Consider the following 22,804-nt stretch of genomic DNA (forward strand, 5'->3'; position numbering starts at 1 on the left):
CTGCCACGCGCTGGGATGAACTCATGCCTTGGAACTGGCAGCCAGATCAGCAACCGATCGCCGAAGCCGCCTGATCTGCGGCCTCCAGCTCACGCTTACGTGAAATGCGGCCGTTGCCAACTACTGATGCACATGTTCAAGGCGCGACAGGCGCGCCCCGATCGCGCCAGCGACACTTTCATGGATATGGGTTGCAAAATCCTTGGGCATGCGGGCGAGGGCCCGTTCGGCGGCGCTTGGCGCCTTCGCAAGAATATCGTCGATCATTGCCCTTATCTGGGTTTTGCCGAACCCCGCTTCGCGCGCGGTTTCGACAAAATGCCGGCCCCAGATGTCGAGAATCTTGTATTTGCGGTTGGTGCCGACCGACATCGCGAGCTTGTAGCGGTTGTTCGGAATCTGCTTCTTGTCGAACGCCGGTTGCGCCGACAGCACGTCGTAAAAAGGGGTGAGGGCAAAGCCGCCGCCAGGGCGTAGATAGATGCTGAAATTCTTGCCGTGCCCGTCGGTCGCGCCGATCAGCCAGAATATGATCTGGCTTTTGAAGAAATCGGCGCGGTCCTTCGCTGGCTCGTCGCTCGCGGCAAGCAGTTTCAAAATGTCGACCGCACTCGGCCCGTTCTGATGGCCGATGACGGTCGACTGATATTTGCGGGTCGGCGGGATACCGAGCGCCTGACAGCAATCTTCCTGCGGAATGCGCAGCAGGTCCTTGTCGCCGCGCCATTGGCGATCGAAACGTTCGACGACGAGCACGCGGCGCTTGCCGAAGGTTGTGATGCGCGTCTGGGCAACGGAGAGGCCGAACTGTTCGAGAAGCGCCAGGCAATAATGCTCGTTGTCGACGCTTGCGGCCATGTCGATGACGCCGGTCGAGGTCGGTATCTCGCCGATCTGAGGCTTAAGGATATGCGTGGTCGGGGTGATGCCGATCGGCTTCATCCATCTTCTCTCGAAATGAAGCAGCGCGGTCTTTTCCTGCGCACCAGCTACCGAAATCCGGAACTCGTGCTCGGGATCGATACCGAGCGGCACGCCGCTAAGATTTGCGAGCATTTTCTCGATCGATTTGTCGCTGATCGGCTTGCCGTGGATGGTGCGATTTCCGTCGCCTTCGTGGTGCGGCAGGAATTGCATCGCGCCAACGCAGTCGCGGCCGATCTGTTCAAGCAGGCTGTAGGCGTCGGTTCCTGCGGCGCTGGTGCGCTCGGCAACTCGCCTCCGGATATTGGGATTATCGGGAAGGAGATTGTCGAACACGGCGACCACGGGGGCGCCGCGGTAGATGGCGCGGCGCAACGGAAGCGAGAGCGAAATCGCGAAGCGATGCTCCCATGCAAGCCAGCTTTCATCGTAACGGAAGCTGATCGCGCCGCTCGTTTCTTTTTCCAGCTGACCCGCAAGACGCCCGTTTATCAGGATGTCGAGCGGGATGTGCGTCTTCTCGCGCGCCATGTCAGAAGATGTCGCCGATATTCTGGTTTCCCTTGGTGCGGGCGCTGATTGCTATGTTGAGATCGAGTGCGGCGAGCACGAGGAGAAGCGTGTCGAGCTTCGTGCCGTCGCTGCCCTGCTCGATACTCGATATGGTTTTCTGATGCTTGCCGATCATCTCGGCAAGCTGCTGCTGCGAGATGCCCTTGCGGGCGCGGGCGTCCTGAATATAGGCGCCTAGCTGCGTAGCGGTTCGTACCATCTGATTCATGCCGTGCCTCCGGGCGTCGATATACCCTTTAAGGTATAAAAACGCAATATACCCTGCAGGGTATAATCCTTCATTACACCCTGCAGGGTATATTGTGCAGCCGGAAGCGGAAATTGGAGCTAGAACGGAAGGGGCCACTGCAGAGTATACCAAGGTCAGCGTCGTTCCAATGATAGCGAGAATAGACGGTGGTGCTCGGATCGAGTCGCGCAAAGGGAACCGCTTTGAGCGGCTCAGGTAGGAGGGGGCGAGCGACTATTCCGATGAAGTGGAGGCGCGAAGCTCCTCGATACGCGCCGTGCAAACCATATGAACGAGTTGCCCGAGGGCCTCGATCTGCTTGGAGAGCCAGGTCAATTCCTCCTCGCTGATCTTGTAGTGTTTTGAGTAGCGCGCTTTCACATAGGCATCCTTCAGCTTCTCGAACCGTGCGCGTTCCTTTTGCGTATCGCGCGGCCAGGCGTCGAACAGGCGCGGGGAGGCGCGCTCGGCTTGCGTGCGGAGAAAGTTGAGATTGTGGACGTGGGGTGTGTAGAAGGTGAGGACGAGGAGGACGCAATGGTACAACTGCTCGGTGGCTTGATGTAGCGAAAACGCAGCGTGCCGATGCTCATTCTGCGAAATGTAGAAAAGAGCTCCTTTTTGAGAGGCTACAGCCAGCGAGAACCATTCTTCAAAATACTCTTCTGCCAATGCAAGCGCCTGACCAGACGCTTTCGGTTTCGGTTTGTGAAGTTCGCTCTCGTCAGCCTGATAGAGGGCGATGCCGTCGCGCGCGACGTCCATGAAGAAATACCGGCCATGCGCGAGGCCATCGTTCACTTCTTGGAGGCTGTGGACGATAAAATTGACGGGCGTCTTCAGGGTCTGCGTGATCGCGCGCTCACGGTTGAGCCGTTCCTCCGCGCGTTCCCAATAGGCGACCCGGTCGGTGAGCTCCTTCTGGTTGACGATCACGAGAAGGTCGAAATCCGATTGATAGCCCTTCGCCGTATGCGGCTCGTCGACCCAACCGCCGCGCGCATAGGAGCCGTAGAGAATGACTTTGAGAATGCGGCCGAGCCGGCGGTTGCCAGTCGCCTGGCCATTGGCATCGCCGAATTCCTCGAACAGAATCTGGACGACACGCTCAAGCTCGCGCTGTTTTGCGGGAGGGAGATTATCGAGGTCGGTTTTCACGTCATAAATCTCGTCAGCATCATGTCAGCGGGAAGAGGGAAGGGTCGTCTTCCCAAGGGTTGAAGATGACCGCGCCACTGTGCCGGATATCCTTCGCGTTCCGCGTCACCAAGATCAGGTGATGCTCTACAGCGGTCGCGGCAAGCATCGTATCGATCACAGACGGGGCATGCCCGGTCTGCCGCTTCACTTCGCCCGATATCGCGCCCCAGCGGTATATCACCGCGTCATCGACCGAAAGGATGCGATCGGCGAACCGCGTCGCCAAGGCGTCCCGGGCGACGGCATAGCGTGACCGATCGGGATGGTCCGGTTCGAGATTGTGGATGCCCTTATCGATCTCCGCGAGCGTCAGGACACTGACGAACATGCGTTGCTCGTGCTGCGTCGACGCCCAGGACTTGACCGATGGCGCGCCACTGGGGCTTGCGAGCGCTGAAACAATATGAGTGTCGAGCAGCCACCCGATCACAACGCAAAATCTCGTCCACGGTCAATCTCGCGCTCCAGATTGAGTCCATCGAGATGAAGCCCTTCTAGGAAGGGCACCAAGGAGAGCTGTTCGGGATTATCAGGCAGGAGCCGGTTGAGCTCAGCCACGCTCATTACTACGACCGCTTCGCGCCCGCGCACCGTAACGCGTTGGGGACCTTCGCTCTCGGCGAGCCGAACAACCTCGCTGAATCGTGCCTTGGCATCCTCCAGCTTCCAGCTCCGCATTCGAACGCCGGGTGCGCCACGAGCAATCTTGCGGGCAACCATACTCACACCTCTTCTGACTAGCTAGTCAGATATAGCGACACCTCGATCGAACGGCAATAGCGGATATCGTATTCGAAGGAGGAGTTGAGTAGGGCAGCACGGCTCGGCTCCATCAGGCGATGCCCGATCGTTTGGATAGCTGCGTATTCAATGGCGTTCCATGAGAGATGCCGCAGATCTTGCGGCAATTTTCATGGGTTGTGAGAGAGGAGGGGGAGGTCTTGTTTGGGGTCGATCCGCCGTCATGATACGAGCCAACCGAGGATGTTCGCTATGGAACAGGAAACACAAGTGCAGGCCGCTCTGGAGGAATCTCCACCCGAATGGCATCACATGATCCTGGTCATCGCCCCGTCAATTTCACGCCAATTCTGTCGGCGAGCAGAACAATCCCGGCAAAAATGGCGGGTTCGTTGACGATGTCGAGTGAAGGGCCATGCGGTGACAACAGCCCGGGATCAATCCGGTCGCCAAACAGAACGATGGCAAGCGCCCGGTCATCCTGTCGCGATACCCAGTACAATCCCTGAACATCTGCACATTGCGCATGGATCGCCTCCGCCCAGCTCCGGGTATAGGGATAGCGATCCTTCTCGGTATCGATGAGCTGGGTGCGCGCGACCCCGAGCTTCCGCAGCGCGGTTACCCGCAGGTCCGCCAGCGTCAGGTCGGAGGAACTGGCGAACTGCGAATAGAGATGGCCGCGGAGCTTGCGCTTGGCGACGCTTTTGAGTCCGGGCACAAAAGGGACGTCGTGATAGACGGTTTCCATGGCGGCACAATCGAAGGTCTCACCGCCGTAAATGGTCGGAACCGGTTTGCCCTTGGCGTCAAGGATGGGACTGAAACGCGCATTACCCTTCGGACCGGGATTGAAGACGTCAGCGCCATATGCCTCCGGATGGACCCGGTGTATGATTTTGGTCGATGGCCAGGTCACCCGGCGTACGAGCGCATCCAGATTTGCCGGAGGTGAAGGAGGGGGAGTGGGCGGCGGCGTGGAGGAAGCGGCCTTCTTCCTAGCCATGCAGCACGCCGGCCACTTCGTCTTGAGCTGCCGCAAGAACGCGATCTGGAGCGCCCAACAGCAAATCCTTTGGTATCTTGCCGTCAAGGAAGCTGTTCACCGAGGCAAACCAGATCGCGACGTCCCATGCGTCAAGTTCGCTGTCGAATAGGGCCAGGATCGGCGCGAGCCCCTTGGCTGGCCGATATCCGCTGTCGGGGTCGAGCGCATAGCCAGGGTAATAGTCACTCCCGTTGCGACGGATCGCGAATATACGGCCCTCGCGTTTCCACTTGTTTGGCTGGGCGCTGGCATTCTGCCCACTGAACCCTGCGATTTCCGAAAGCTGCGCGGCCGTGAGCCAATCCGCAGTCTCAAGCACATGCTTGCGTGCCTCGGCGTTCATCCGGGCCTCTGCAAGCAGATGCTGCGGCGGCGGAACCTGCGGTACCAGCGCATCGACAATCGTCTCCAGCGCCTGCTGCTCACGGCGAGCAACGGCAGCGAGCACGAGAGGTGCGATCGCCTGAATCGCCTCTTCGACCGCCTTCGCGAGCTTTTTGTTGCCATGTTCCATGGTGAACGCCACGACTTGATCGTCGCCGGCGGCGTCAAGTTTCCGCCGCACCTCGGAAGCCGTGCCTGCGAGTGTTTCGAAGCCGATTGTCGTCAATTCGGTGGGAAAGGTCGCAGCCATGCGCATGTCCAATGGGATATAATGAATATCCATATACATTGATCTTCGAAATATTCAAGAGAAAGGTTGGATCGACATCGCGAGCGGGAAAGGCGCAATCGAAGTTTGCCGGAATCCCGCAAGATTTGCGGCGATTGTCCCTCGGGGTCGGAGGAAAGATGGAAGAAATTGGTTGGGCTAGGTCAGCCCACATGATAGGATATCCGGGATCAATCGAGATGACACGCGAATTTCAAACGACGGATAGCGAGGAAGAAAATCCTCCGGAAAGGGTGCAACGGGCGCCCTTGTCCGCTTATCTTTGGCGCCCATGGTACGCTCGGCTCTGGTGGGTGGCGATCCCCGCCTATTGGGCGGGAATGGCGCTTTCGTCGCAAGTGCCGCTGATCGCGGATTTCTATGATCTCGCACTTGCCGGCTATCTCAACGTCTTCTTCTTTCCGCCGACCGCACTCATGGTGCTCGGGCTGGGCTTTGCGCAAGAGCGGATAGGCCCTTTCGATTGGTCCGGCGACTATGATCCCCACGAACGGTTCGGTCCGGAACGTGGACCAAGCGGCTTGCCCTGTTACGTGGATCCGCTCGACCCGCGCTCGGGTCCTCTCTGGATTGGCCACAAGCGGCACTGAAGGTGGCGCCTTACTTGCGTTCCTTGAATTCGGAGTTGCCATCGGTCCAGCCGTTGTCGAGGTCGGTCGAGAAGCTTCCGCTGTTCAAGACTGATCGCTGCTCGATCGATGTCAGGGGTCCAGTAATGTCATCCGTCCCGCGGCTCGCATCGGCCTGCCGGAGATAACGGTTTCGCAGGCCATCACTGCCGAGGACCTCGCGCGACAGAGCAGAGCTGAAGGCCTTCTCGGGGACGGACGACCTGGCCGCCGCACGCTCGGCCTTGGCGATCGCATCGCGAACATCATAGTTCACGATATCAAGATTGGCATTGGCATCTTCGGTGGAATTGCCCATGTCGCTGCTCGAACCGCCGAGGCTGGCTCCGGATCGGCCATAATGATCTTTGCTGGGCGATTGACGGTTGCCCGCACGCGACGCTGCGGCCGCGCCTCGGCTTCCGGCTCCGCCCGAGATCTCGGCGTCGATCGTCGAACCCATGGTAATGCTGTCGCTGGCGCTCCGCGTGATCGACCGCTGCCATCCTGTCTGGACCATGATCGCCTGCACGTCGCGCTGAAGCGTGTCCGCGACTTGCGGCTTGAGCCGCCAATTGCCCTGGCGGTCCATCTCGAATCCGCCCTTGAGCCACCCTTCCATCGCGCGCTGCCCCTCCGCGCCGCCGCCGAGGAAATGCTCGATCGTGTCGGGTCCGGCCTGTTTGCCCGCCTCGAACCGCGTACTCGTGTCGCTCCGCGCAGATTGCTGATAGCTCGCGCTGCTTGATACAAGCAGATCGTTATTCGCGAAGCTGAAACGCGCATGGCCGCCATTGGCGAGCGCGCCATATTGGCTGTCGTTGATGAGCCCGGCCTGGTGGAATTGTGCGGCCTGCGCCGCTGTGAGGTTGAGACCGAGATCGCCATTCTGCGCGAGCGCAAGGTCGCGCTTGGACATGGTGATGCCCTGCGCGCGGAGCAGCCCCTGCATACGGGTAAGCCGCTCCTTGTCTACGATGCTCGTGGTCCGCTCGTTGCGCGCGCGATCGGCGATCCCGGCAGCGCCGCCAGCGGCCATATCGACCTGATTGCCCGCCGTGCGGCTGAGCGCCTGGATGAAGCTGTCGAGCTGCGCGGCTTCGCGGGTCGAAACGCCGGCCGCGGCCGCGCCCTGCGCGAACCCGAAATTGTCCGACTGCCGCCGCTGTTCACCGATCCGCGCTGCGGCACGGGTGCCGCTCGTTCCCACCTCGCGCTGCGCATCGAGCTTGCCCGACCGTTCCGCGAAGTCATAGCCGGCTGCCTCACGAGTGCGTCCATAGACGCTCGCGCCCTCGCGCCCGGCCTCGGCCGTCGCCCCGTCGGCGGTTCCAACCGAGACCGAGGCATTATATTGCTCGAGTGCGCGCATGACCTGCGCTTCATTGCGTCCCGTCGACCGCGCGAGCTGCGTAATCGCACTGCTGCGCGCCTCGCCCGACAAGGCGTTGATGAAGGAGATGCGCCGGGCAGTCTCGTCAACCGGAAGGCCGAGCATGCCCGCCGCACCACGCTGACCCTGATTGCTGCCGGTCCGCCACGCCTGTTCGGTCGCGACATTCGCGCGCTCGACGCCAGCAACATCTTCCCCTGCGAAGTCCCTGCGTCCAGCCATCGCGCCAGCCTGGACCTGTGCGGCGGTGAGGTCGTTCGCGATCATCTGTTCCTGGTCATAGGCATTGGCTATGAGCTTCGCGAAGGTCGGGTCGGCCTGCGCTTCGCCGATGACACCCGACGCCTTCAGCGCCGCGTCGTCCTTCGAATAGCCGTTACGTTCGAAATGACGCGTCGCGGCCTGCTGCATCATCCCATAGGCGCGCTGATCGCCGAACGCGCGCCATTGTACCAGATTCTGGGCAAAGGAGGCAAAGGCACGTTCACCTGCTTCGCCCTTGCCGAAATAGGTCGTGCCGAGCGAACGAAGCGCATCTTGCTGCGCGAACTGGTGGATAGCGCTGGTCGCTGCGCTCGCCTGGACCGCGCGCGCCGCATCCGGATCGGCGAGATCGCGCCCGGCAAGCGCGGGGGCAAGGCCGCCGAGCGCGCGCGATCCCTCGATCCCGCCCAGCGCCATGGCCGTACCGCCGGGGGTGCCGGGCCGTTCACCGAGGATGCGGCCCGCCTCGCCGAAGGAGCGGTTGGCGCTGAACGTCGTGCGCTCGCCGAAATCGCCGAAGCTCGACGCCGCCGAGGCGCGGGCGCGTGTCCCGAGCGCGGAGGCTTGCGCTTCGAGTGCCGACGCCTGCCCTTCAGGGGTGGTCATCGGTGCGGCCACGGCCGCCGCGCCGCCGGCAATCCCTTGTGCGCCGTGGGTGAAGGACGAGAAGACGTTTCCGCTGAACCGGAAGATCGTGAACACGAAGGCCCCGGCGATCCCGGCCGCCGCCGTCCGGAAGGTCCCGAACACCGCGAGCGCCTTCATGGCCGATGACGGCGCGAGCAACCAGGCGTTCGCCGCGAGTCTGTTCGCGCGCACCTCTTCGAGCGCCGCCATGGCCCGCCCCAGCGTGAGCTGATGAATGCCGGCATCGATCACGCCCCAGAGCGCGACAAAGACGAACAGCCCGAGCGCGAAGCTTGCGACCCGGAGATTGATCGGGGTCAGGATGAAGAGAAGCGCGACCGGGATCATGAACAGCATGATCCCGAACACCGTCGCGCGGATTGTCGGCATCCATTCATTGGCGACCGACAAAGTCGCGAGCCCGTTCGACATGACCGCGCGATTGGCCATCACGCGCGCCGCGCTCGCGGGCGAGTCCTCGAACAGGACATCGCCTACCGTATTGCCGAGCAGCACGTGGGTCATGAGCGCCTGGGTGGTAAGCGGGTGGCCGAGCATCATCTGGCCGAGATCGCCAAGCTGCTGCCGACAGCGCGCCAGCTGCTGCGCGCTGCCGACGTCATAGCCGGTTCGCGAGCAAATCTGCTTTGTGTAGCCGTCGAACAGCGTCGGGTCGGACAGGCGATCCGAAATATGGGTCCAAGCGTCCGAACAGCTCATCGTCGACCCACCCTTGTCGGCGGCGGTAAAGACCGTGGAGAAGGTCGCCGGCCCCGCCATCGCCGCGAATGCTTCGGGAAGGTCGGTTGCTGTGTGAAACAATTTATCGTCATCGACGCCATAGGCCGCAGATACCCTGGCGACCGGATAGCATTGCCGGACATAATCCTTGATCGTGGCATCGAGGAAGGTGTCGGTCATCGGCCCGCGCGGGCTCACCGCGTTGAGCAGCAGATCGAAGCCGTGGCCGCCGGCGCCGAACTCGATCTTGGCACCAGGATCGAGCGTATTGTCGTCGATCGTCTCGACGATCGCGCGCTCGATCATGTTCGTGGCGCCCGCCACCAGCACCAGCAAATTGGGGACGTCGCCAACCGGCTGGTAGGCGTTGCGCACCCGGTCATAGACATGGACCGTGCCCGTGGTCGCGATAAGGCCCACGAACAGGCCAATGCCGAACAACATCTGGAAACCGAACCCGACGAGGCCCATTCCCGAGCCGCGAACGCTCGCGATGACCGCGCCGAGCGCGATCCCGGCGGTCGCGATGATCAGGACCAACGTCTCATAGCGTGGATCGGCGAAGATCATCGAGACGAGCCGGAACGCATCGACCGTCTCGGCGAAGCCATTATAAGTGTGGAAGCTCGTATCGATCGCCCAGGCGGGACCGGCGGCGAGAAGGGCGGGAAGTCCGGCGCTTAGGCGAAGAAGGCGGCGCATTGCGGTCGCCCTCGTCACGGATTGCGCGAAGCGGCGGTGCCGGCGGCGTCGCGAGCATCGCGGTCGCGCTCTCGCACCAGTCCCGCATAGCTCGCCGAAAGGTTCGCCGCCGACATCGCAGCCAGATAGCTCTGCCGCATCTGTGCACGCTGGCGCAGCACCTCGTCGCGCAGGTCGCGGAGTTGTTCGAGGCCCTTGGACAGGATTCTGGTCTGGCAAACATTCGCGTTGTTGGCGTCGGCCGCGCCCGCCGCGGCCGATCCGCGTTCGGCGTTGGTGAGGGCATAATCGATCGTCCGGGTAAGATCGTTGAGCATCTGGTAGGCGAGCGTAAGCGCCACCAGTTCGTCGGTGTCGGCGATGACGGAATCGACAACGCCCTGACGGACGCCCCATTCGAGCATGCGATAGACAGGAAGAGTGCGAACATTCGCGACGAACTGGCGCTCCTCGGGGCTGAGCGCCGCGCGGGTCCGGATCTTGGTGGCGATCGACTGCATCCGCTCGCGCGCCAGGAGGAGCGCCCCGCGGCCCGCTCCATCCTGTGAGCAGTCGGCACCGGTCGGCGGCACGCTGAGCGAGCGCCGCTGGACCTTGCCGGTCAGGAAATCCTGCGCGCTCTCGCTGTCCTGCGCCGGGCATTGCGGAATGGCCGTGAACAACGGAACCTTGTCCGACGGGTCCCAGCGCATATAGACGTCGCCGACCCGGGCGCGCATCACGCCCGTCCATTCGCCGGCACCGACCCGCTGCGCGGCATGGGCGAGGAGTGAGCCCGTGCGGAAGATGTCGGTGACGTCACGCGGACAATTGGCGAGCGCGTCTTTCAGATCCTCGGTCGGGTTGTTGTTGTTCGCCTGGATTTTCTCTCGGCTCTGCTGATAGCTTTTCGCATAGCCCTGCTTGATCGAGCGATAGCCGGTCATCTCCTCGATGATCCCCGACATATTGTCGTCGCCCTTGGCGATCTGGACCATGCGGTTGGCAAGGCGGCAGTCGTTGACCTGGATCGAGTTCAGGAAATTGGTCGCCGCCTCCATCTTCGAGATGATGTTGCCCATCTTCTCGTCGAGGGTTTCCAGAAGATATTGGAATGCGACCGCCGGTGCCGCCTGGAGGATGCTCTCGAGTTTCTGGACGAGATATTCGGGGTCGAGGAAGGACATGCCGCCCAGGAACATGTCAATGCCGCCGCAGCCCGCACGCACCTTGGGCAGGCTGATCGACATGAGATAATCATTATGGACGTCGACCCGCCCCGACATGCCGCCAGCGGTCACATAGCCGCGCGTCTGGTCCTCGAACGAGCCCGGCGAGGTATAAGTGACATTGTCGAACCAGCTCTCGGCCCAGCTTTGGGCGTGTGCAGGCGCCGAGCCAAAGCCGGCGAACAAGGCGAGGGCTGCGAGGATCGTGCGGGGAGGGGAGGTGGACATGGCGGGTTTCCTTTGGAAGGCAAAGATCCCGCTCCCGGCCCGCCAAGCCCGGGTTGCAGGGTGATGAGGCATCCCATATCATCCTTGCATTTTCGGAATATAACTCCGAATATGCAAGGATGATTGAACGCAGGATCAAGCAGGAGCTCGCGGAGCGCCTCGGCGAGGTGCCCGCTGTCGCGTTGCTTGGGCCGCGGCAGGTTGGCAAGACGACGCTTGCCCACGAAATAGCGGAGGGGCGCCCTTCGATTTATCTCGATCTCGAATCGGACGCCGACCGGGCGAAGCTTGCTGATCCGGAGTTCTATCTCGCGGCCCATGAGGAACAGCTCGTCATTCTCGACGAGGTTCATCGCATGCCCGGCATCTTCCAGATCCTGCGCGGGCTCGTTGATCGCGGACGCCAAAAGGGTCTTCGCGTCGGTCGCTTCCTTCTCTTGGGGTCGGCTTCGATAGACCTGCTCGCTCAATCCGGGGAAAGCCTTGCGGGCCGTATCAGTTATCTCGAAATGCGTCCGCTCGATGCTCTCGAAGTGCCGCCGAAGGATCTCGACCGGCTTTGGGTGCGCGGCGGCTTCCTCGACAGTTTTCTGGCAATCAGCGACCGAGTGAGCCAGCGCTGGCGGCAGGATTTTGTTCGCACCTATCTCGAACGCGACATTCCGATGCTGGGACCACGCATCGCGGCGGAAACGCTGCGGCGTTTCTGGACGATGCTTGCGCATCACCAGTCGGGATTGCTCAACGCATCGGACTTCGCGCGCAGCCTCGGCGTGGATTCCAAGACCGTCGCGGGATATCTTGACCTGCTCGTAAATCTGCTGCTCATCCGGCGGCTTGAGCCTTGGCACAGCAATGGTTCCAAGCGCCTGGTCAAGTCGCCGCGCGTTTATGTTCGCGACAGCGGCCTGGTGCACAATCTGCTCGGCCTGACGACTCTTGACGACATATTGGGACATCCCGTCGCCGGGGCCAGCTGGGAAGGCTTCGTCATCGAAACCATGATCGCAGCCGCGCCTGAAGGGAGCACCGCGAACTTCTATCGGACGGCCGCCGGTGCAGAAATCGATCTTCTGCTGAGCCTTCCGGGCGGTGCGCTCTGGGCGATCGAAATCAAGCGCAGCCTCGCTCCGAAAATGGAGCGCGGATTCTACAGCGCGTGCGAAGACCTTAAGCCCCAACGCAAGATTGCGATCTATCCCGGCGCTGAGGCCTTCCCGTTGAAGGAGGGGGTAGAGGCGATGCCCCTCCCATTCGCAGCGCAGGAATTGCTGTCGCTCGGCGGCTGACCACCCGTTCCGGGAGCGGCGGACGTTGTTCGTGGTCACCGGGTGCTGGCCCGCGCGGGCACGCCGACTATGCCGGTGAATTTGGACATGGCGCGGACCCCGACATCGGGGCGCACGCCCGTCGCCATCTTCGCCGCGAGATAGAGATTGCGCGCGAGGTTGGGACGATGATCGGTCCCGACCGCGACCGGGATCGTGCGATTGACGTCCGCGAGCGGGCGAACCCAGGCCACGGGGTGTCCGACCCAGGGAAGCCCGAGACGCCCGGAGCGCAGCATAGCTTCTTGCGAACCGATCGTCCGGACCTGCCAGCCATAGTGCCGGCCGAGTGCAACGAGCTTGGTCCAGAGGTCCGCGCATGGAAGGCAGCCCGGCGCGGTGCTCATCTCGATTGTGAAAGCTTGGCCGTGGCCGCTAAGCGTACTCGTGAAATCGTCCGGGAAGTCGCGGGTGACGGGAACGCGTGACAGCCAGGCCTGCATCGCACCGTTATCGCGAACCGGATGGATAGCCGCGCGCATCGCGTCTTCGCGTGACACGGTCTGAGCGGTTGCGGCCGATCCGATCGCGAACACGAGACCGGGAATGCCGAGCAGGATATGGAAGAGGGTCACGGTTCGACGCCCACGTGGGTCTCGACGAGATCGCCGCCGATTACGCGCGGGTCCGTGGCCGAAACCGGGCCATTGCCCAGCGCATCGAAGAAGCCGGCATCCTCGCCGGGGCCGGTCATGAACTGCTCGGGGCGGATGTCTCCGCGCAGGAGCCGGACCGCCTGATAGGCCATCTGCGAAAGGTTGGGATAGGCCTCGACCCCCGAGGCGATGACCATGCGCTGCTGGCTGCCCCGGCGGATCACCATGGTGGTCGGCGTCACCTCGACGCCAAAGCGGCGGCCGACGTCAGGCCGACTGCCGAGATCGACGAGCGTGACCTGCCAGCCCATCTCTTCCTGGAAGCGCTGGATGATCGGCCATTGGACGCGGCAATAGCCGCAGGTCGTACGCGAGAACATGACGAGCGCGAATTCGCCGGCATGGCTTCTGAGATAGGCGCGGCGGATGCTGTCCTTCTCGGCGGTGAGCCCGGATCGTGCGTCACCGACCATGGGATTGGCGGATTTCGAGTTGAGCTCGGGGTGCTGGAGCATCGCGATCTGCGTCACCCCGGCGAAGGCGCGCGCCTTGCGCCGGGCAAAGTCCTGGAGCCGCCAGAAGTCCGCCACCGCATCAACGGTCAAAACCGTCGCAGCATAGTCGCGCTGTTGCTCGATCAGCTTGCGGATCTTGGGCGGCGTCCAGGTCGCCAACTCCTTCATCGGTGGAATCACGGGTTTGGTGAGCGCCTCCGGATTCTTGTCGTCCGCCTTCTTCGGCTCTGGCGTCTCGTACCACCAATAGCCCTGCTTCGCTGGCGGAGCGATGACCACGGTTTGCGCCATGGCGATCACGGGCAAACCGCAAAGCGAGCAAGCCAGTAGTAGCGCGCGCCGCGACGGCATTACACTGACTTGGGAGGATGCCCGCTTTTCGAAAGCGCGGTGTTTGGTGACGAGATATGTCATGCCGACATCGTGCGGATCGAGCGACGGCGCGACAAGAAGGGGGGCACTTCAGTGCCGTTTGTAACTCATTATGCACCAAAAGGACCAAAATGCGCACAATGGGAGCATGAGTGGTTTCATGTGCCCGCCGACGTCATCAGATTTTGTCCTGCAAATCCGAAAATCGAAAAATCGCAGGATAAAACCCTGATACACGCTCAATGGGATTGTATAAGTATCTATATATGAGCGATTTATCCAGCAATTGACAGAATCCAATATTCGCAGGATAAATTGCCGATGGCGATCAGGGCATTTTCCGATGAACAGGCGAGGGCGCTCATCAATTTGCGCCAACGCTACGAGGTCTGGATTGAGGCCGAGCGAGGCCTGGCCCAGCTTCCCTATGGCCTCGCGCGGAAGGAAGTTGGCGGGCGAGCCTATCTTTATGAAATCCGCGACCGCAAGGGCAATGGCAAGAGCCTTGGACCATGGTCGGATGCCCAGGCCGCGCAACTCGAAGCCTATCGTGATGAGAAAGAAGGCCTGAAGGCCCGAGCCGCCGCAAGTCGATCGGCGCTCGATGAAAGCGCTTCGATCGCACGCGTCTTGCGCGTGCCAATGATCGCCAACGAAGCCGGTCCCATTTTGCGCGAGGCCGATCGGCGAGGGCTGCTGGGTGGCGCGCTGCTCGTCGTGGGAACCAATGCAGTTGCTGCCTACGCACTTGAGGCCGGCGGCTTCATTCCCGAACTTCCCGACGAGACTGCCGACTTCGATCTCGCTTGGACCGAGATCGATCCCCAACAGGATGCACAGATCGTCTGGAATTTGCTGAAAGCCGTCGATGCGACATTCACAGTCAACACCGGGCGTAGCTTTCAGGCGCGCAACGCCAACGCCTATGAGGTCGAAATCATCGCCGGTCCTTCGCGTGCGGCCAATATGGCACGTACCGATCGGCCGCAGCCGATTCCGCTTCCCGAACAGGAATGGCTGCTTGAGGGGAGACCCGTCGACCAGGTCGTCATCTGCCGCAATGGCAGCCCGGCACGCATCGTTGCGCCCGATCCGCGCTGGTTTGCGCTCCAGAAGCTGTGGATGTCCGGGCAATCGAAGCGTCACCCGCTCAAGCGTGGCAAGGACCTGAAGCAGGCGCTGCTTCTCCTCGATGCTGTTGCCGAGGCTATGCCGCACTATCCACTCGACGATGCCTTCGAAGCGGCGCTGCCCGGCGAACTTGCGCCTTATTATGTCCGTTGGGCCGAGCGGCGCCCACAGCCGCGATCGCCGGACTGGTAGGCCGTGCGCGGTAACATCGCGAAGACCCGACAGACAGCAACGGACTTTGACGCGAAATGGTCAGATTGAAGGGCGACCAGGCATCATCGTGGAGCGAAGCGGGACTGTTCCTCCCCTCACGAAGCATGGAAGCCACTCGACCGCTCTGCGAACCCTCGACTTAAATCAGCCGCGTCATTCGCTTGAGCTTTGTGATTGGTGGAAGCCCGAAATAGCAGCTGTCGAATCCTTTGGGGTGATGCGAGCCGACATAGATTATGCCCGGCGGCACGATACCGCTCCATTGCATATGATCGAGCTTTATCCCGCTGGACCTTGCCAATTGCGGTAACTGTCTCTATCTTACCGATGTCTTACTTGGAGGAAGTTTCCGTGGGCGTGCATGAACGGTTGACCACGATTGTATCGACCAAAGGGCAGATCATCCTGCCGAAGACCATTCGCGATCAACGCCATTGGCCTGCTGGCACACGGCTAACGGTCGAGGATACTGCCGAGGGCGTGCTCCTTAAGCCAGTCCCCGTTTTCCCCGCATCCAGCATCGATTCTGTGTTCGGTTCCCTGCCATATAAGGGACCCGCCTTGTCGATTGATGACATGCACGAAGCGATCTCGCGCGAGGCGAAACGACGTGCGCGCGATTGACACCAATATCATCGTTCGCTTTCTCACCGCCGACGATAAAAAGCAGGCAAAGGCCGCCCGTGCGGCGATCGAGGCCGGGGACATCTTCATCGCGACGACGGTCCTGCTCGAAAGCGAATGGGTCCTTCGCAGCGGCTATGATTTCACACCCGCTCAGATCGCTGGGGGCTTGCGCAACCTGGCTGGTCTCCCCGGCCTCACGCTGGAGGAACCTCTTGTACTTGCGCAGGCACTGGATTGGATGGTGGAGGGGATGGACTTCGCCGATGCCTTGCATTTGGCCAAGTCCGACGACTGCACTGCATTTCTGACCTTCGATCGCAAATTTGTGAAGGCAGCCAAGGGACTCTCGCCGATTCAGGTCGAAATCCCCTGATTCTATCGGCGTGAAAAGGACCCGCAAGGGTGCAGGTAGTACACCCGTTCTAATAGCTCACGCATCAGATCAACCGGGCCATTCGGGTAAGCTTCGTGATCGGCAGAAGCCCGAAATAACGGCTATCGAACCCCTGAGGGTGATGCGAGCCGACATAGACCATGCCGGGCGGCACGATGCCGCTCCATTGCATATGCTCGAGCTTCATCCCGTTGCCGGCGAAGGGGAGGGTCGTTCCCAGCCGGTGACCGTTGCAGAAATAGCGTGCGTCCATCGCGATCCGGGACATGCGCGACGGCATCTCGATCTTGGTGAGGCGATCGCCCGGCACGCAGAGGGCAAGCTTGGTTACCGACACCGGCTCGGGGCCGGCGATCGGGTGCCGCAGCTCGAACATGACATAATCACCGCGGCGAATGGGACCCGCCGCCTTGCGCACCGCCCAGGCGTCGATCGACGGGCTCATGACGAGCACGATCCTCGGCATCGCCACCGCCGCGCCGAAGGCGATCGGGAGGATCAGGGCGAGCGCGATCCACAACCGCCGCGGTGCCGCCGGCCTGCCGGGCGCGGGCGCGCCGAGCGCGGATGCCGCTTCGCGCGGCAGGCCCCGCAAGCGATGCCACAATGCTCCAAGCGCGTTAAAGAGAACCAAGGCGAGCCTGAGCATCCTGCACCTCCTTGCTTCCGCCGAGGCGGGCATATTCCGCGAGCAGTCCGGCGAGCGCGCTGTCGCCGAACACCAGATAGGCGGCGCGGGGGCTCTCATCGTCCCTTTCGCAATACGCCTGGGTCGGATCGCCGGGGATCATCGCCAGCGCCGGCACGCGCGTGACGCCATGCTGCCGAAAGACGATCGGATCCACGATGATCTGGACATTCCGCATTGCGCAGCCCGGCCCCTCGCACCCGGGGTCGAGCCGCAGAATCTCGGCCGAGAGCTTGGCCATCGGTCCGACTTTTCGCAAACCTCCGGGCATGCCGCGAAACGCCAGCACGCCCTGAACCCGCTCGAGCTGCGCGGCATAGGCGCGCAGCACCGGGACGGGCATCGAGGAGGATACGAAGAGCACGGGCACCCAGCTTTTGGCCGCGGGTGCCGGGACGGTCTTCGCGAGCGCCTTTTCTTCGGATGGCTCGAGTCCGAGGGCCTGGCGCAGCCGTTTCGCCTGCGCCTCGCGCTGTGCTGCAAGACGGGCCGCGCCGTTACCCGCGGCGGCGCGGGCACGCGCGTCCATCCGCGCGTCCGGCATGCGCTTTCGCAAGCCGTCAAAAGCGCGCCGCCGTTCGGCCTCATGCTGGTTTCGGGGGAGCGTGGGAGAAGGGGTGGGCGCAGCCTCCGCCTTCTGCCGTGAAATCGCGCGCTCGACCCGCTCCATGGCGGCGGGTCCCTCCTCCTCCATTCGGGTTCGGGCAGAATCCTGCGCCAGCGCGGCTCCTGCCGCGAGCAGGGACAGGAGAAGGGCTGCGCTATTGCGGCTGAACGGCTTTGAGATACGCATCCACACGATCCTTCATGTCGATCTGGATATCGGACTGGGCGCGGGCCTCGATGTCCGCATAATATTCGGAGAGGTCGATCTTGCTGAAATCGAGCGCCTGGAATTCTTCCGGTGTGAAGCCGCGGCACAGCGGCTTCTTGGGCGTACCCCAGGGATTGGTGTTGAACGACTTGAGCTGGGGACGCCCCTGTTCCTGGATGATCCGGCCGAGCTTGGTGTTGAAGCAGCAATGCCCGCGCGCCTTTTGGAGGCAAACGCCGAGAAAACTCGAGGCACAGTAGGTGCCGACCTCGTGGCACATGCCCGATCCGCGTAGCATTCCTGTCTCCATGTCCTGCTGGTCACAGCCCGAGAACAGGAAATCGATCATGAAATTGATCGCGAGGCTGATCGCGATCGATGTTGGATCGATGCCGACGATGAGCGCGTTCGCGCCGGCGCTCGCCGCCTGGCTCGCCGTGGCCCCGGCCTTGAAAGCGGTATAAGCTGCCTGCATGCCGGTGAAGACGCCCTTTGCGACCGCGATCTTTGTGCCGACCGATCCGATCGAGGAGCCCATGCCATCCTTCAGGATCTTGCCCTTGTCCTTGCAGCAATCGGACAAGGTCGTGCTGATCCCGGGCGGGCGGCACCGCATGCCGCGCCCGGAGAAAATCTCGATTGCGCCAAGGCAATTGCCGTCGGCATCGACCGCACCGTCGGGTACGGCACCCGGATCGGCGATCGCCGGTTCTTCCTCGATCGGACGGACCGCGGGATCGGCACATTGATTAGGCGAGCAGGACGGCACGCCCCCGCTAGTCTTGGTGAGGCAGGCGAACTGAGGTCCTGCCGGACAGCTATATTCGCCGGCAGGATCGACGGCGCAGGCGACCTCCTGGATCGGGCAAAGGAACGCGCCCGAGGCGGTCGGCTGGCAATAGGTAATCTCGCCCGGATCGGACGCATCGCCGCTATTGTTAAGATCGGCGGCGCACATCTGGAGCGATTGCGCCGAGGCGGCAGGCGTCCAGAGTGTCGAGGCGAACGCGAGCGCCATCGTGAGGGTCAGAGCGTACAGGGTTGTTGGCCGGTGAGGAATCATCGCACCGTCCCCGTGCAAACGAGATCCGCCCCCGCCAGCCGCACTGACTGCATCATGACGACCGCCTCTGGAAAATCGTCGAGGCAACCGCACGCCGATACGACCTCCTCACCGGGACCCGCCGGGCAGCGATTGGCGCCGTCGCAGCCATGATAGAAGATGTCGGTGCCGCTCGGGTCGTTCTGCAAGGCTCCGACCACGCCGGAAGGCGCCACGCCATTGTTCGCCTTGATCGCGCGCGTCTTGCAGATCGGCTCGCAGACCGGAACACTGCCGCGATCGGGTAGCGAAAAGCCGGTCGACCAAGTGACGAAAGCGCCGTCCTTCTGCCGGATGCGGTCGCCGAGCAACGTCTCGGTCGAGTGATCGATGATATAAGCGCCCCGGCTGGTGTCCGGTCGCGGTACATCGGCCGTATCGATCGCGCAGCGATAGCGCCGCGAGCGGAGAAAGAAGGGACGCCCGAGCGACACCGTGCAGGCGGCGCTTCCGAAGAGCCTTGTCTGGGGCAGGGGCCGCAACCCTGTCGCCGCGCCATTCCGGAAAGTCTCTACGCCGTCGACATTTTCATCGACGAGGCGGCAGGCCGGCTCCGCCGCGTAGCCTGAGCAGAGGTCAACGATGCGCTCGAACAATTCGCAACTCGTATCGACGCGGACCTCGACGTCGACGGCACCCCAGCGCTTGCCGTTGCCGCCCCGCACGCGCATCGCGACTTCTGCATCGCCAGTCTTGAACGCGGCCGTCAGGTCGATCGGCGTCGTATTGACCGGGTCGAGATCGACCGAACAGTCGCCGGACGGAATGCCGTCGCCAAGCCAGGGACGCTTGCCGGCATAGCCGACGACCTGGCCGTTCAGTCGCGCTTGGACCCAATCGTCGCCCGCGATGCGGGTAATCCGCGCAGAGACGATACGTTCGGGCTTCATCACCCGGAACAAGGCGGCGTAGGTCGGCGGGGTGGCCGAGCAATTTCCCTCGCCCGCGAGCCGGTAGCGCCGGCAGTCGGGCCCGCAGCTTTGCACGAACTCGAACGGCCCCGATGCCGTTACGATGTCGTCATAGCTCCAGGATTTCACCGTCACCTCGCGTTCGATCGTGCAGGCCCGCGTCTGTTCGGCCTTGCCTGTGCCCGCTGGCGAGGCGAGGACGGCCTGGAAGACCGAGCTGGCTTGGGAAGCCGCGTTCGCGTCGCCCTGGATTGCGGAAGGATTGCCGCGATAGGCTGTTTGCGGAAGCGACGGCGCGCCTGTGCAGGCGGTGGTCTCGGACCCGACATAACGGATTACCGGCTCGTCGATGACCGCTTCGGCCACGCCATAACGGGGATCGGCCGTGGTCAAGGCCCCGATCATGCCGCCGCCGAGGTCGCGCAGAACCGATGCGAGATTACCCCAGGCAAGGTTCACGCCGCAGCTGTTGTTGATGCAATAGCATCCGGCCAATTCGGGTAGCTCGACTTCGGTCAACTTGATCCGGCGGTCCGCGCTGACATCCCACCGGAAAGGGCGGCACTGTTCCCACGTTCCCGGCGCGCACGAGATGACTCCGTTCGCGCAAATGCCCGAGACCGGCACGCCGAGGCTCGATCGATCGTCGATGGTCCCGTCGAGGTCACTGTCGCGAGCGACGCTGATCGTGGCGAGGTCGCCGCCCGCGCCGGGCTGGACGAGCACTTCCATCAAGGTCGCGGTCTTCCGGCACGCCAGGTTCGGCGTAAAGGCCTTGCTGTTATCGACAGTGCTGACGGGCTGTCCCGCGAGGCCGGGCGTCACATAGTTGCGCTGGATCGCCTCGCTGTCACCGCTCTTCGCGCGCGATGCCTCGGCCGCGCTTCGTGCCCGCTCCTCCATCGACTGCGCTTGAGCTGGGGATGAGCCTATCAGGGTGGCCAGCGCGGCTGCCACAGCAGACCGGTTCAGGGAGGGGCGCCTGATCCGCCGTGGCGCGGAAGCCGCGCTGGCCGGGTCTGGGGCGGTGCCGGGAGGGGAGGGCGGCACCGCCCCAGTTCCGCATGGCCACCGGCGGCCGTCGAGGCCTTGGCGGGCGAACCTCCAAACGAGGCCGGAGAGCCATGCGAAATGATGGAAGGTCAGCGGTCTCATGGCACGGGTATCCCGGCGCAGCAGATGACCTTCTCGAAGAGCATGAACTGGGCATTGTCCTTGCCAGGCGCGTGCTTGGCGCTCGTCCAGAGCGCACCGGGGCGACCAATATTGACGCATTTGCCGCCTTTGACCGGCTCCATGATCTGGAGCTTGTATCGCGACTTGGTCCAGATCGGCTGGGGGATGAAGGAGCAGCCGTCTGCCGAGCTGATCGTCAGCGCGCCGAGGCGTCCCATCATGAAGGTGCCGCGCGCGGCGAGACCGGCCCACGCCTCGACGCTGTCGTCGAAATGGATGTCGCCGGCGACGGGATAGGTCGCACCCCAGCTCCCCATGCACCAGAAGAGCGGATCGATGACCTTGCCAGCGGCCGCGGCCGCGCTGTCGCCCATACAGGCGAGACCTGCTGCGGGATTGCCGAACAATATCCCTTCGGGCTGGATGATTGCGCCGAGGGCACTCGATTGCCATGTCGGCAGCACCTCGGTGATCAGCGCGACGTCGAACCCGTCATTCTCAAGGCATGGCAGGTCGGTGAACATGTCGAGCATCGCCCAAACCGGCGAGATATAATAATGCATCTGCGCAAACATTTTGCGGGTGTTGGTGCCGTCCGCGATCGACGACTGGCTCCCTTGCAAGCGTCCCCCAGTCGGCATCAGGTCAGCGCCAAGCGCGATCATGCAGCCAGGCTCGGTCACGACGTCGATCATCCGGTTCGGCGACCAGTAGGATACCTTCACCCCGAACCAGAACTGCACGCCCTTGCGACAGGCGCAAAGCGGCTTTGATGCCGATTGCGCGTCGAGTGCCTTGTCGAGTTTGTCATAGCTTCCGATCCGGACGCCGCCGACGGTGATCGGGAAGACGCAGGTCCAGCGTACCTTGGTGATCGGGTTGAAGATGGTGCCGGCTTCGCATTTCGAGGCATGAGCCTGGGAAGGCCAGGCAAGCGAGACGCCGAGACTGATCAGCAGGCCGACGAAGCACAACGAAAGACGGTGCGTCATCGCGGGGTCCCCTCCAGCGTGCGGCTCTTGGGGCCGAATTCCGTGAGCACCAACTGCGTGCCCGACTGCGCGACGATCACTGGCGCGGCGCTAAGACCGAGACGCTGCTTCACCCGCTCTTCGAGAATGTAGATTGCCCGGCCGCTCCGTTCGCCGAGTGCGATCGCATCGCCGCTGTCGGAGCCAAGCGCCGTGAGCAGGATAAAATCCGACGGCCCGGCAACCCGGAGCGCCCAGCCAAGGTCGCGCGGATGGACGATCACAAGGCGTTGCGGCATCTTCACATAGGATAGCGGATTGAGGGTGAACCCCTTCGGGTAGACCATGCGCCCGTCGGGCAGCTTGATGTCGAATTCGAGCGTGTAGAAGGGCACCACCGTCCGCACCCGGTCCGTCGGTGCCGGAGGCAGAGCGGCCGCCTTCAGTGCGCTCCAGCGGCTACGCGGTCCAAAATTCTTGCTCATGTCACGGGGCAGTGTGGCGACCTTGGCCTCGATCTCGGCAAGCGCGTCGGGTTCGGCGATCGCCCAGGTGCGCCCGATTGTGCTATTTCGTGTAGCGATGACCGCTGCAGCCGAGGCGCTCGCGATTGCGCCACTCGCGAAAGCGACGAGCAGCCAGGCGCGCCGCCGCGCGACAGCTTCGTGGCTATAGCCCATGGCGCCGTCTCCAATGATGTGCGGGCGGGTCGGGAAATCCGATCAGCGACAGGACCAATGTGGCCACTGCGAGCGGGGTCAGCACCCAGATCAGCTGCCGCTCGTTGGATCCCGGTGCCGCCGCGAG

The 22,804-nt window shown here is 62.7% G+C and carries 22 protein-coding genes; 5 read left to right on the top strand and 17 right to left on the bottom strand.

Annotated elements, in window-relative coordinates:
- Positions 1-120: 120 nt before the first annotated feature.
- From ATE67_RS03115 to ATE67_RS03145, 7 genes are all read right to left on the bottom strand, one after another.
- Entirely contained in the window at positions 121-1,455 is a 1,335-nt protein-coding gene (locus tag ATE67_RS03115) for a type II toxin-antitoxin system HipA family toxin (RefSeq protein ID WP_058807930.1), read from the bottom strand.
- 1 nt (position 1,456) lies between these two features.
- Complete coding sequence (locus ATE67_RS03120; RefSeq protein ID WP_058536453.1) at positions 1,457-1,705, bottom strand: helix-turn-helix domain-containing protein; 249 nt, start codon at positions 1,703-1,705, stop codon at positions 1,457-1,459.
- 255 nt (positions 1,706-1,960) lie between these two features.
- Positions 1,961-2,884: a nucleotidyltransferase and HEPN domain-containing protein gene (locus tag ATE67_RS03125; RefSeq protein WP_058536454.1), complete on the bottom strand. Its 924-nt coding sequence runs from the start codon at positions 2,882-2,884 to the stop codon at positions 1,961-1,963.
- A gap of 19 nt (positions 2,885-2,903) precedes the next feature.
- Entirely contained in the window at positions 2,904-3,356 is a 453-nt protein-coding gene (locus tag ATE67_RS03130) for a type II toxin-antitoxin system VapC family toxin (protein ID WP_058807934.1), read from the bottom strand.
- Entirely contained in the window at positions 3,353-3,646 is a 294-nt protein-coding gene (locus ATE67_RS03135) for a type II toxin-antitoxin system prevent-host-death family antitoxin (protein WP_082639250.1), read from the bottom strand. The genes ATE67_RS03130 and ATE67_RS03135 overlap by 4 nt, the downstream gene beginning before the upstream one ends.
- Before the next feature lie 343 nt (positions 3,647-3,989).
- Complete coding sequence (locus tag ATE67_RS03140; protein WP_058815256.1) at positions 3,990-4,673, bottom strand: RES family NAD+ phosphorylase; 684 nt, start codon at positions 4,671-4,673, stop codon at positions 3,990-3,992.
- Positions 4,666-5,388 carry a hypothetical protein gene (locus ATE67_RS03145; protein WP_231728029.1) on the bottom strand — a complete coding sequence of 241 codons (723 nt, stop codon included), beginning with the start codon at positions 5,386-5,388 and terminating at the stop codon, positions 4,666-4,668. The genes ATE67_RS03140 and ATE67_RS03145 overlap by 8 nt, the downstream gene beginning before the upstream one ends.
- 293 nt (positions 5,389-5,681) lie before the next feature.
- On the opposite strand from ATE67_RS03145, the gene ATE67_RS03150 reads away from it, so the two are divergent.
- Positions 5,682-5,978: a hypothetical protein gene (locus ATE67_RS03150; protein WP_058799779.1), complete on the top strand. Its 297-nt coding sequence runs from the start codon at positions 5,682-5,684 to the stop codon at positions 5,976-5,978.
- Between the two features lie 10 nt (positions 5,979-5,988).
- On the opposite strand, the gene ATE67_RS03155 is transcribed toward ATE67_RS03150, so the two are convergent.
- Together ATE67_RS03155 and ATE67_RS03160 are read right to left on the bottom strand one after the other, a co-directional pair.
- On the bottom strand, positions 5,989-9,723 hold the full coding sequence (locus tag ATE67_RS03155) for a conjugal transfer protein TraG N-terminal domain-containing protein (RefSeq protein ID WP_058815257.1): 3,735 nt from the start codon (positions 9,721-9,723) through the stop codon (positions 5,989-5,991).
- Positions 9,724-9,737: 14 nt separating this feature from the next.
- On the bottom strand, positions 9,738-11,159 hold the full coding sequence (locus tag ATE67_RS03160; protein ID WP_058807937.1) for a conjugal transfer protein TraH: 1,422 nt from the start codon (positions 11,157-11,159) through the stop codon (positions 9,738-9,740).
- A 119-nt stretch (positions 11,160-11,278) separates the two neighbouring features.
- On the opposite strand from ATE67_RS03160, the gene ATE67_RS03165 reads away from it, so the two are divergent.
- Complete coding sequence (locus ATE67_RS03165; RefSeq protein ID WP_058807938.1) at positions 11,279-12,448, top strand: ATP-binding protein; 1,170 nt, start codon at positions 11,279-11,281, stop codon at positions 12,446-12,448.
- Between the two features lie 35 nt (positions 12,449-12,483).
- Here ATE67_RS03165 and ATE67_RS03170 read toward each other — a convergent pair whose 3' ends face one another.
- Positions 12,484-13,062: a hypothetical protein gene (locus tag ATE67_RS03170; protein WP_231728030.1), complete on the bottom strand. Its 579-nt coding sequence runs from the start codon at positions 13,060-13,062 to the stop codon at positions 12,484-12,486.
- Positions 13,059-13,889: a conjugal transfer protein TraF gene (locus ATE67_RS03175; RefSeq protein ID WP_231728031.1), complete on the bottom strand. Its 831-nt coding sequence runs from the start codon at positions 13,887-13,889 to the stop codon at positions 13,059-13,061. Before ATE67_RS03175 ends, ATE67_RS03170 begins: the two co-directional genes overlap by 4 nt.
- Before the next feature lie 402 nt (positions 13,890-14,291).
- On the opposite strand from ATE67_RS03175, the gene ATE67_RS03180 reads away from it, so the two are divergent.
- The 3 genes from ATE67_RS03180 to ATE67_RS03190 all read left to right on the top strand — a co-directional run bounded on the left by ATE67_RS03180 (position 14,292) and on the right by ATE67_RS03190 (position 16,314).
- Positions 14,292-15,293: a GSU2403 family nucleotidyltransferase fold protein gene (locus tag ATE67_RS03180; protein WP_058807940.1), complete on the top strand. Its 1,002-nt coding sequence runs from the start codon at positions 14,292-14,294 to the stop codon at positions 15,291-15,293.
- Positions 15,294-15,665: 372 nt separating this feature from the next.
- Entirely contained in the window at positions 15,666-15,938 is a 273-nt protein-coding gene (locus tag ATE67_RS03185; protein ID WP_156416920.1) for an AbrB/MazE/SpoVT family DNA-binding domain-containing protein, read from the top strand.
- Positions 15,925-16,314 (top strand): type II toxin-antitoxin system VapC family toxin, encoded by a 390-nt coding sequence (locus ATE67_RS03190; RefSeq protein WP_058807942.1) that lies wholly within the window; start codon positions 15,925-15,927, stop codon positions 16,312-16,314. The genes ATE67_RS03185 and ATE67_RS03190 overlap by 14 nt, the downstream gene beginning before the upstream one ends.
- Before the next feature lie 64 nt (positions 16,315-16,378).
- Here ATE67_RS03190 and ATE67_RS03195 read toward each other — a convergent pair whose 3' ends face one another.
- From ATE67_RS03195 to ATE67_RS03220, 6 genes are all read right to left on the bottom strand, one after another.
- Complete coding sequence (locus ATE67_RS03195; protein ID WP_058807943.1) at positions 16,379-16,984, bottom strand: S26 family signal peptidase; 606 nt, start codon at positions 16,982-16,984, stop codon at positions 16,379-16,381.
- Positions 16,956-17,567, bottom strand: a complete 612-nt coding sequence (locus ATE67_RS03200) for a type-F conjugative transfer system pilin assembly protein TrbC (protein WP_331458739.1) — start codon at positions 17,565-17,567, stop codon at positions 16,956-16,958. Before ATE67_RS03200 ends, ATE67_RS03195 begins: the two co-directional genes overlap by 29 nt.
- 217 nt (positions 17,568-17,784) lie before the next feature.
- Positions 17,785-18,855, bottom strand: coding sequence for a conjugal transfer protein TraN (traN, locus tag ATE67_RS03205; RefSeq protein ID WP_058807944.1), 1,071 nt, complete (start codon positions 18,853-18,855; stop codon positions 17,785-17,787).
- Between the two features lie 41 nt (positions 18,856-18,896).
- Positions 18,897-20,753 carry a hypothetical protein gene (locus tag ATE67_RS03210; RefSeq protein ID WP_058815258.1) on the bottom strand — a complete coding sequence of 619 codons (1,857 nt, stop codon included), beginning with the start codon at positions 20,751-20,753 and terminating at the stop codon, positions 18,897-18,899.
- 248 nt (positions 20,754-21,001) lie between these two features.
- Positions 21,002-22,018 (bottom strand): TraU family protein, encoded by a 1,017-nt coding sequence (locus ATE67_RS03215; RefSeq protein ID WP_058807946.1) that lies wholly within the window; start codon positions 22,016-22,018, stop codon positions 21,002-21,004.
- Entirely contained in the window at positions 22,015-22,677 is a 663-nt protein-coding gene (locus tag ATE67_RS03220) for a hypothetical protein (RefSeq protein WP_058807947.1), read from the bottom strand. The genes ATE67_RS03215 and ATE67_RS03220 overlap by 4 nt, the downstream gene beginning before the upstream one ends.
- Between the last annotated feature and the right edge of the window lie 127 nt (positions 22,678-22,804).

The sequence above is a fragment of the Sphingopyxis sp. H050 genome (genome assembly GCF_001468265.1).
In the GTDB taxonomy this organism is placed as follows: Bacteria; Pseudomonadota; Alphaproteobacteria; order Sphingomonadales; family Sphingomonadaceae; genus Sphingopyxis.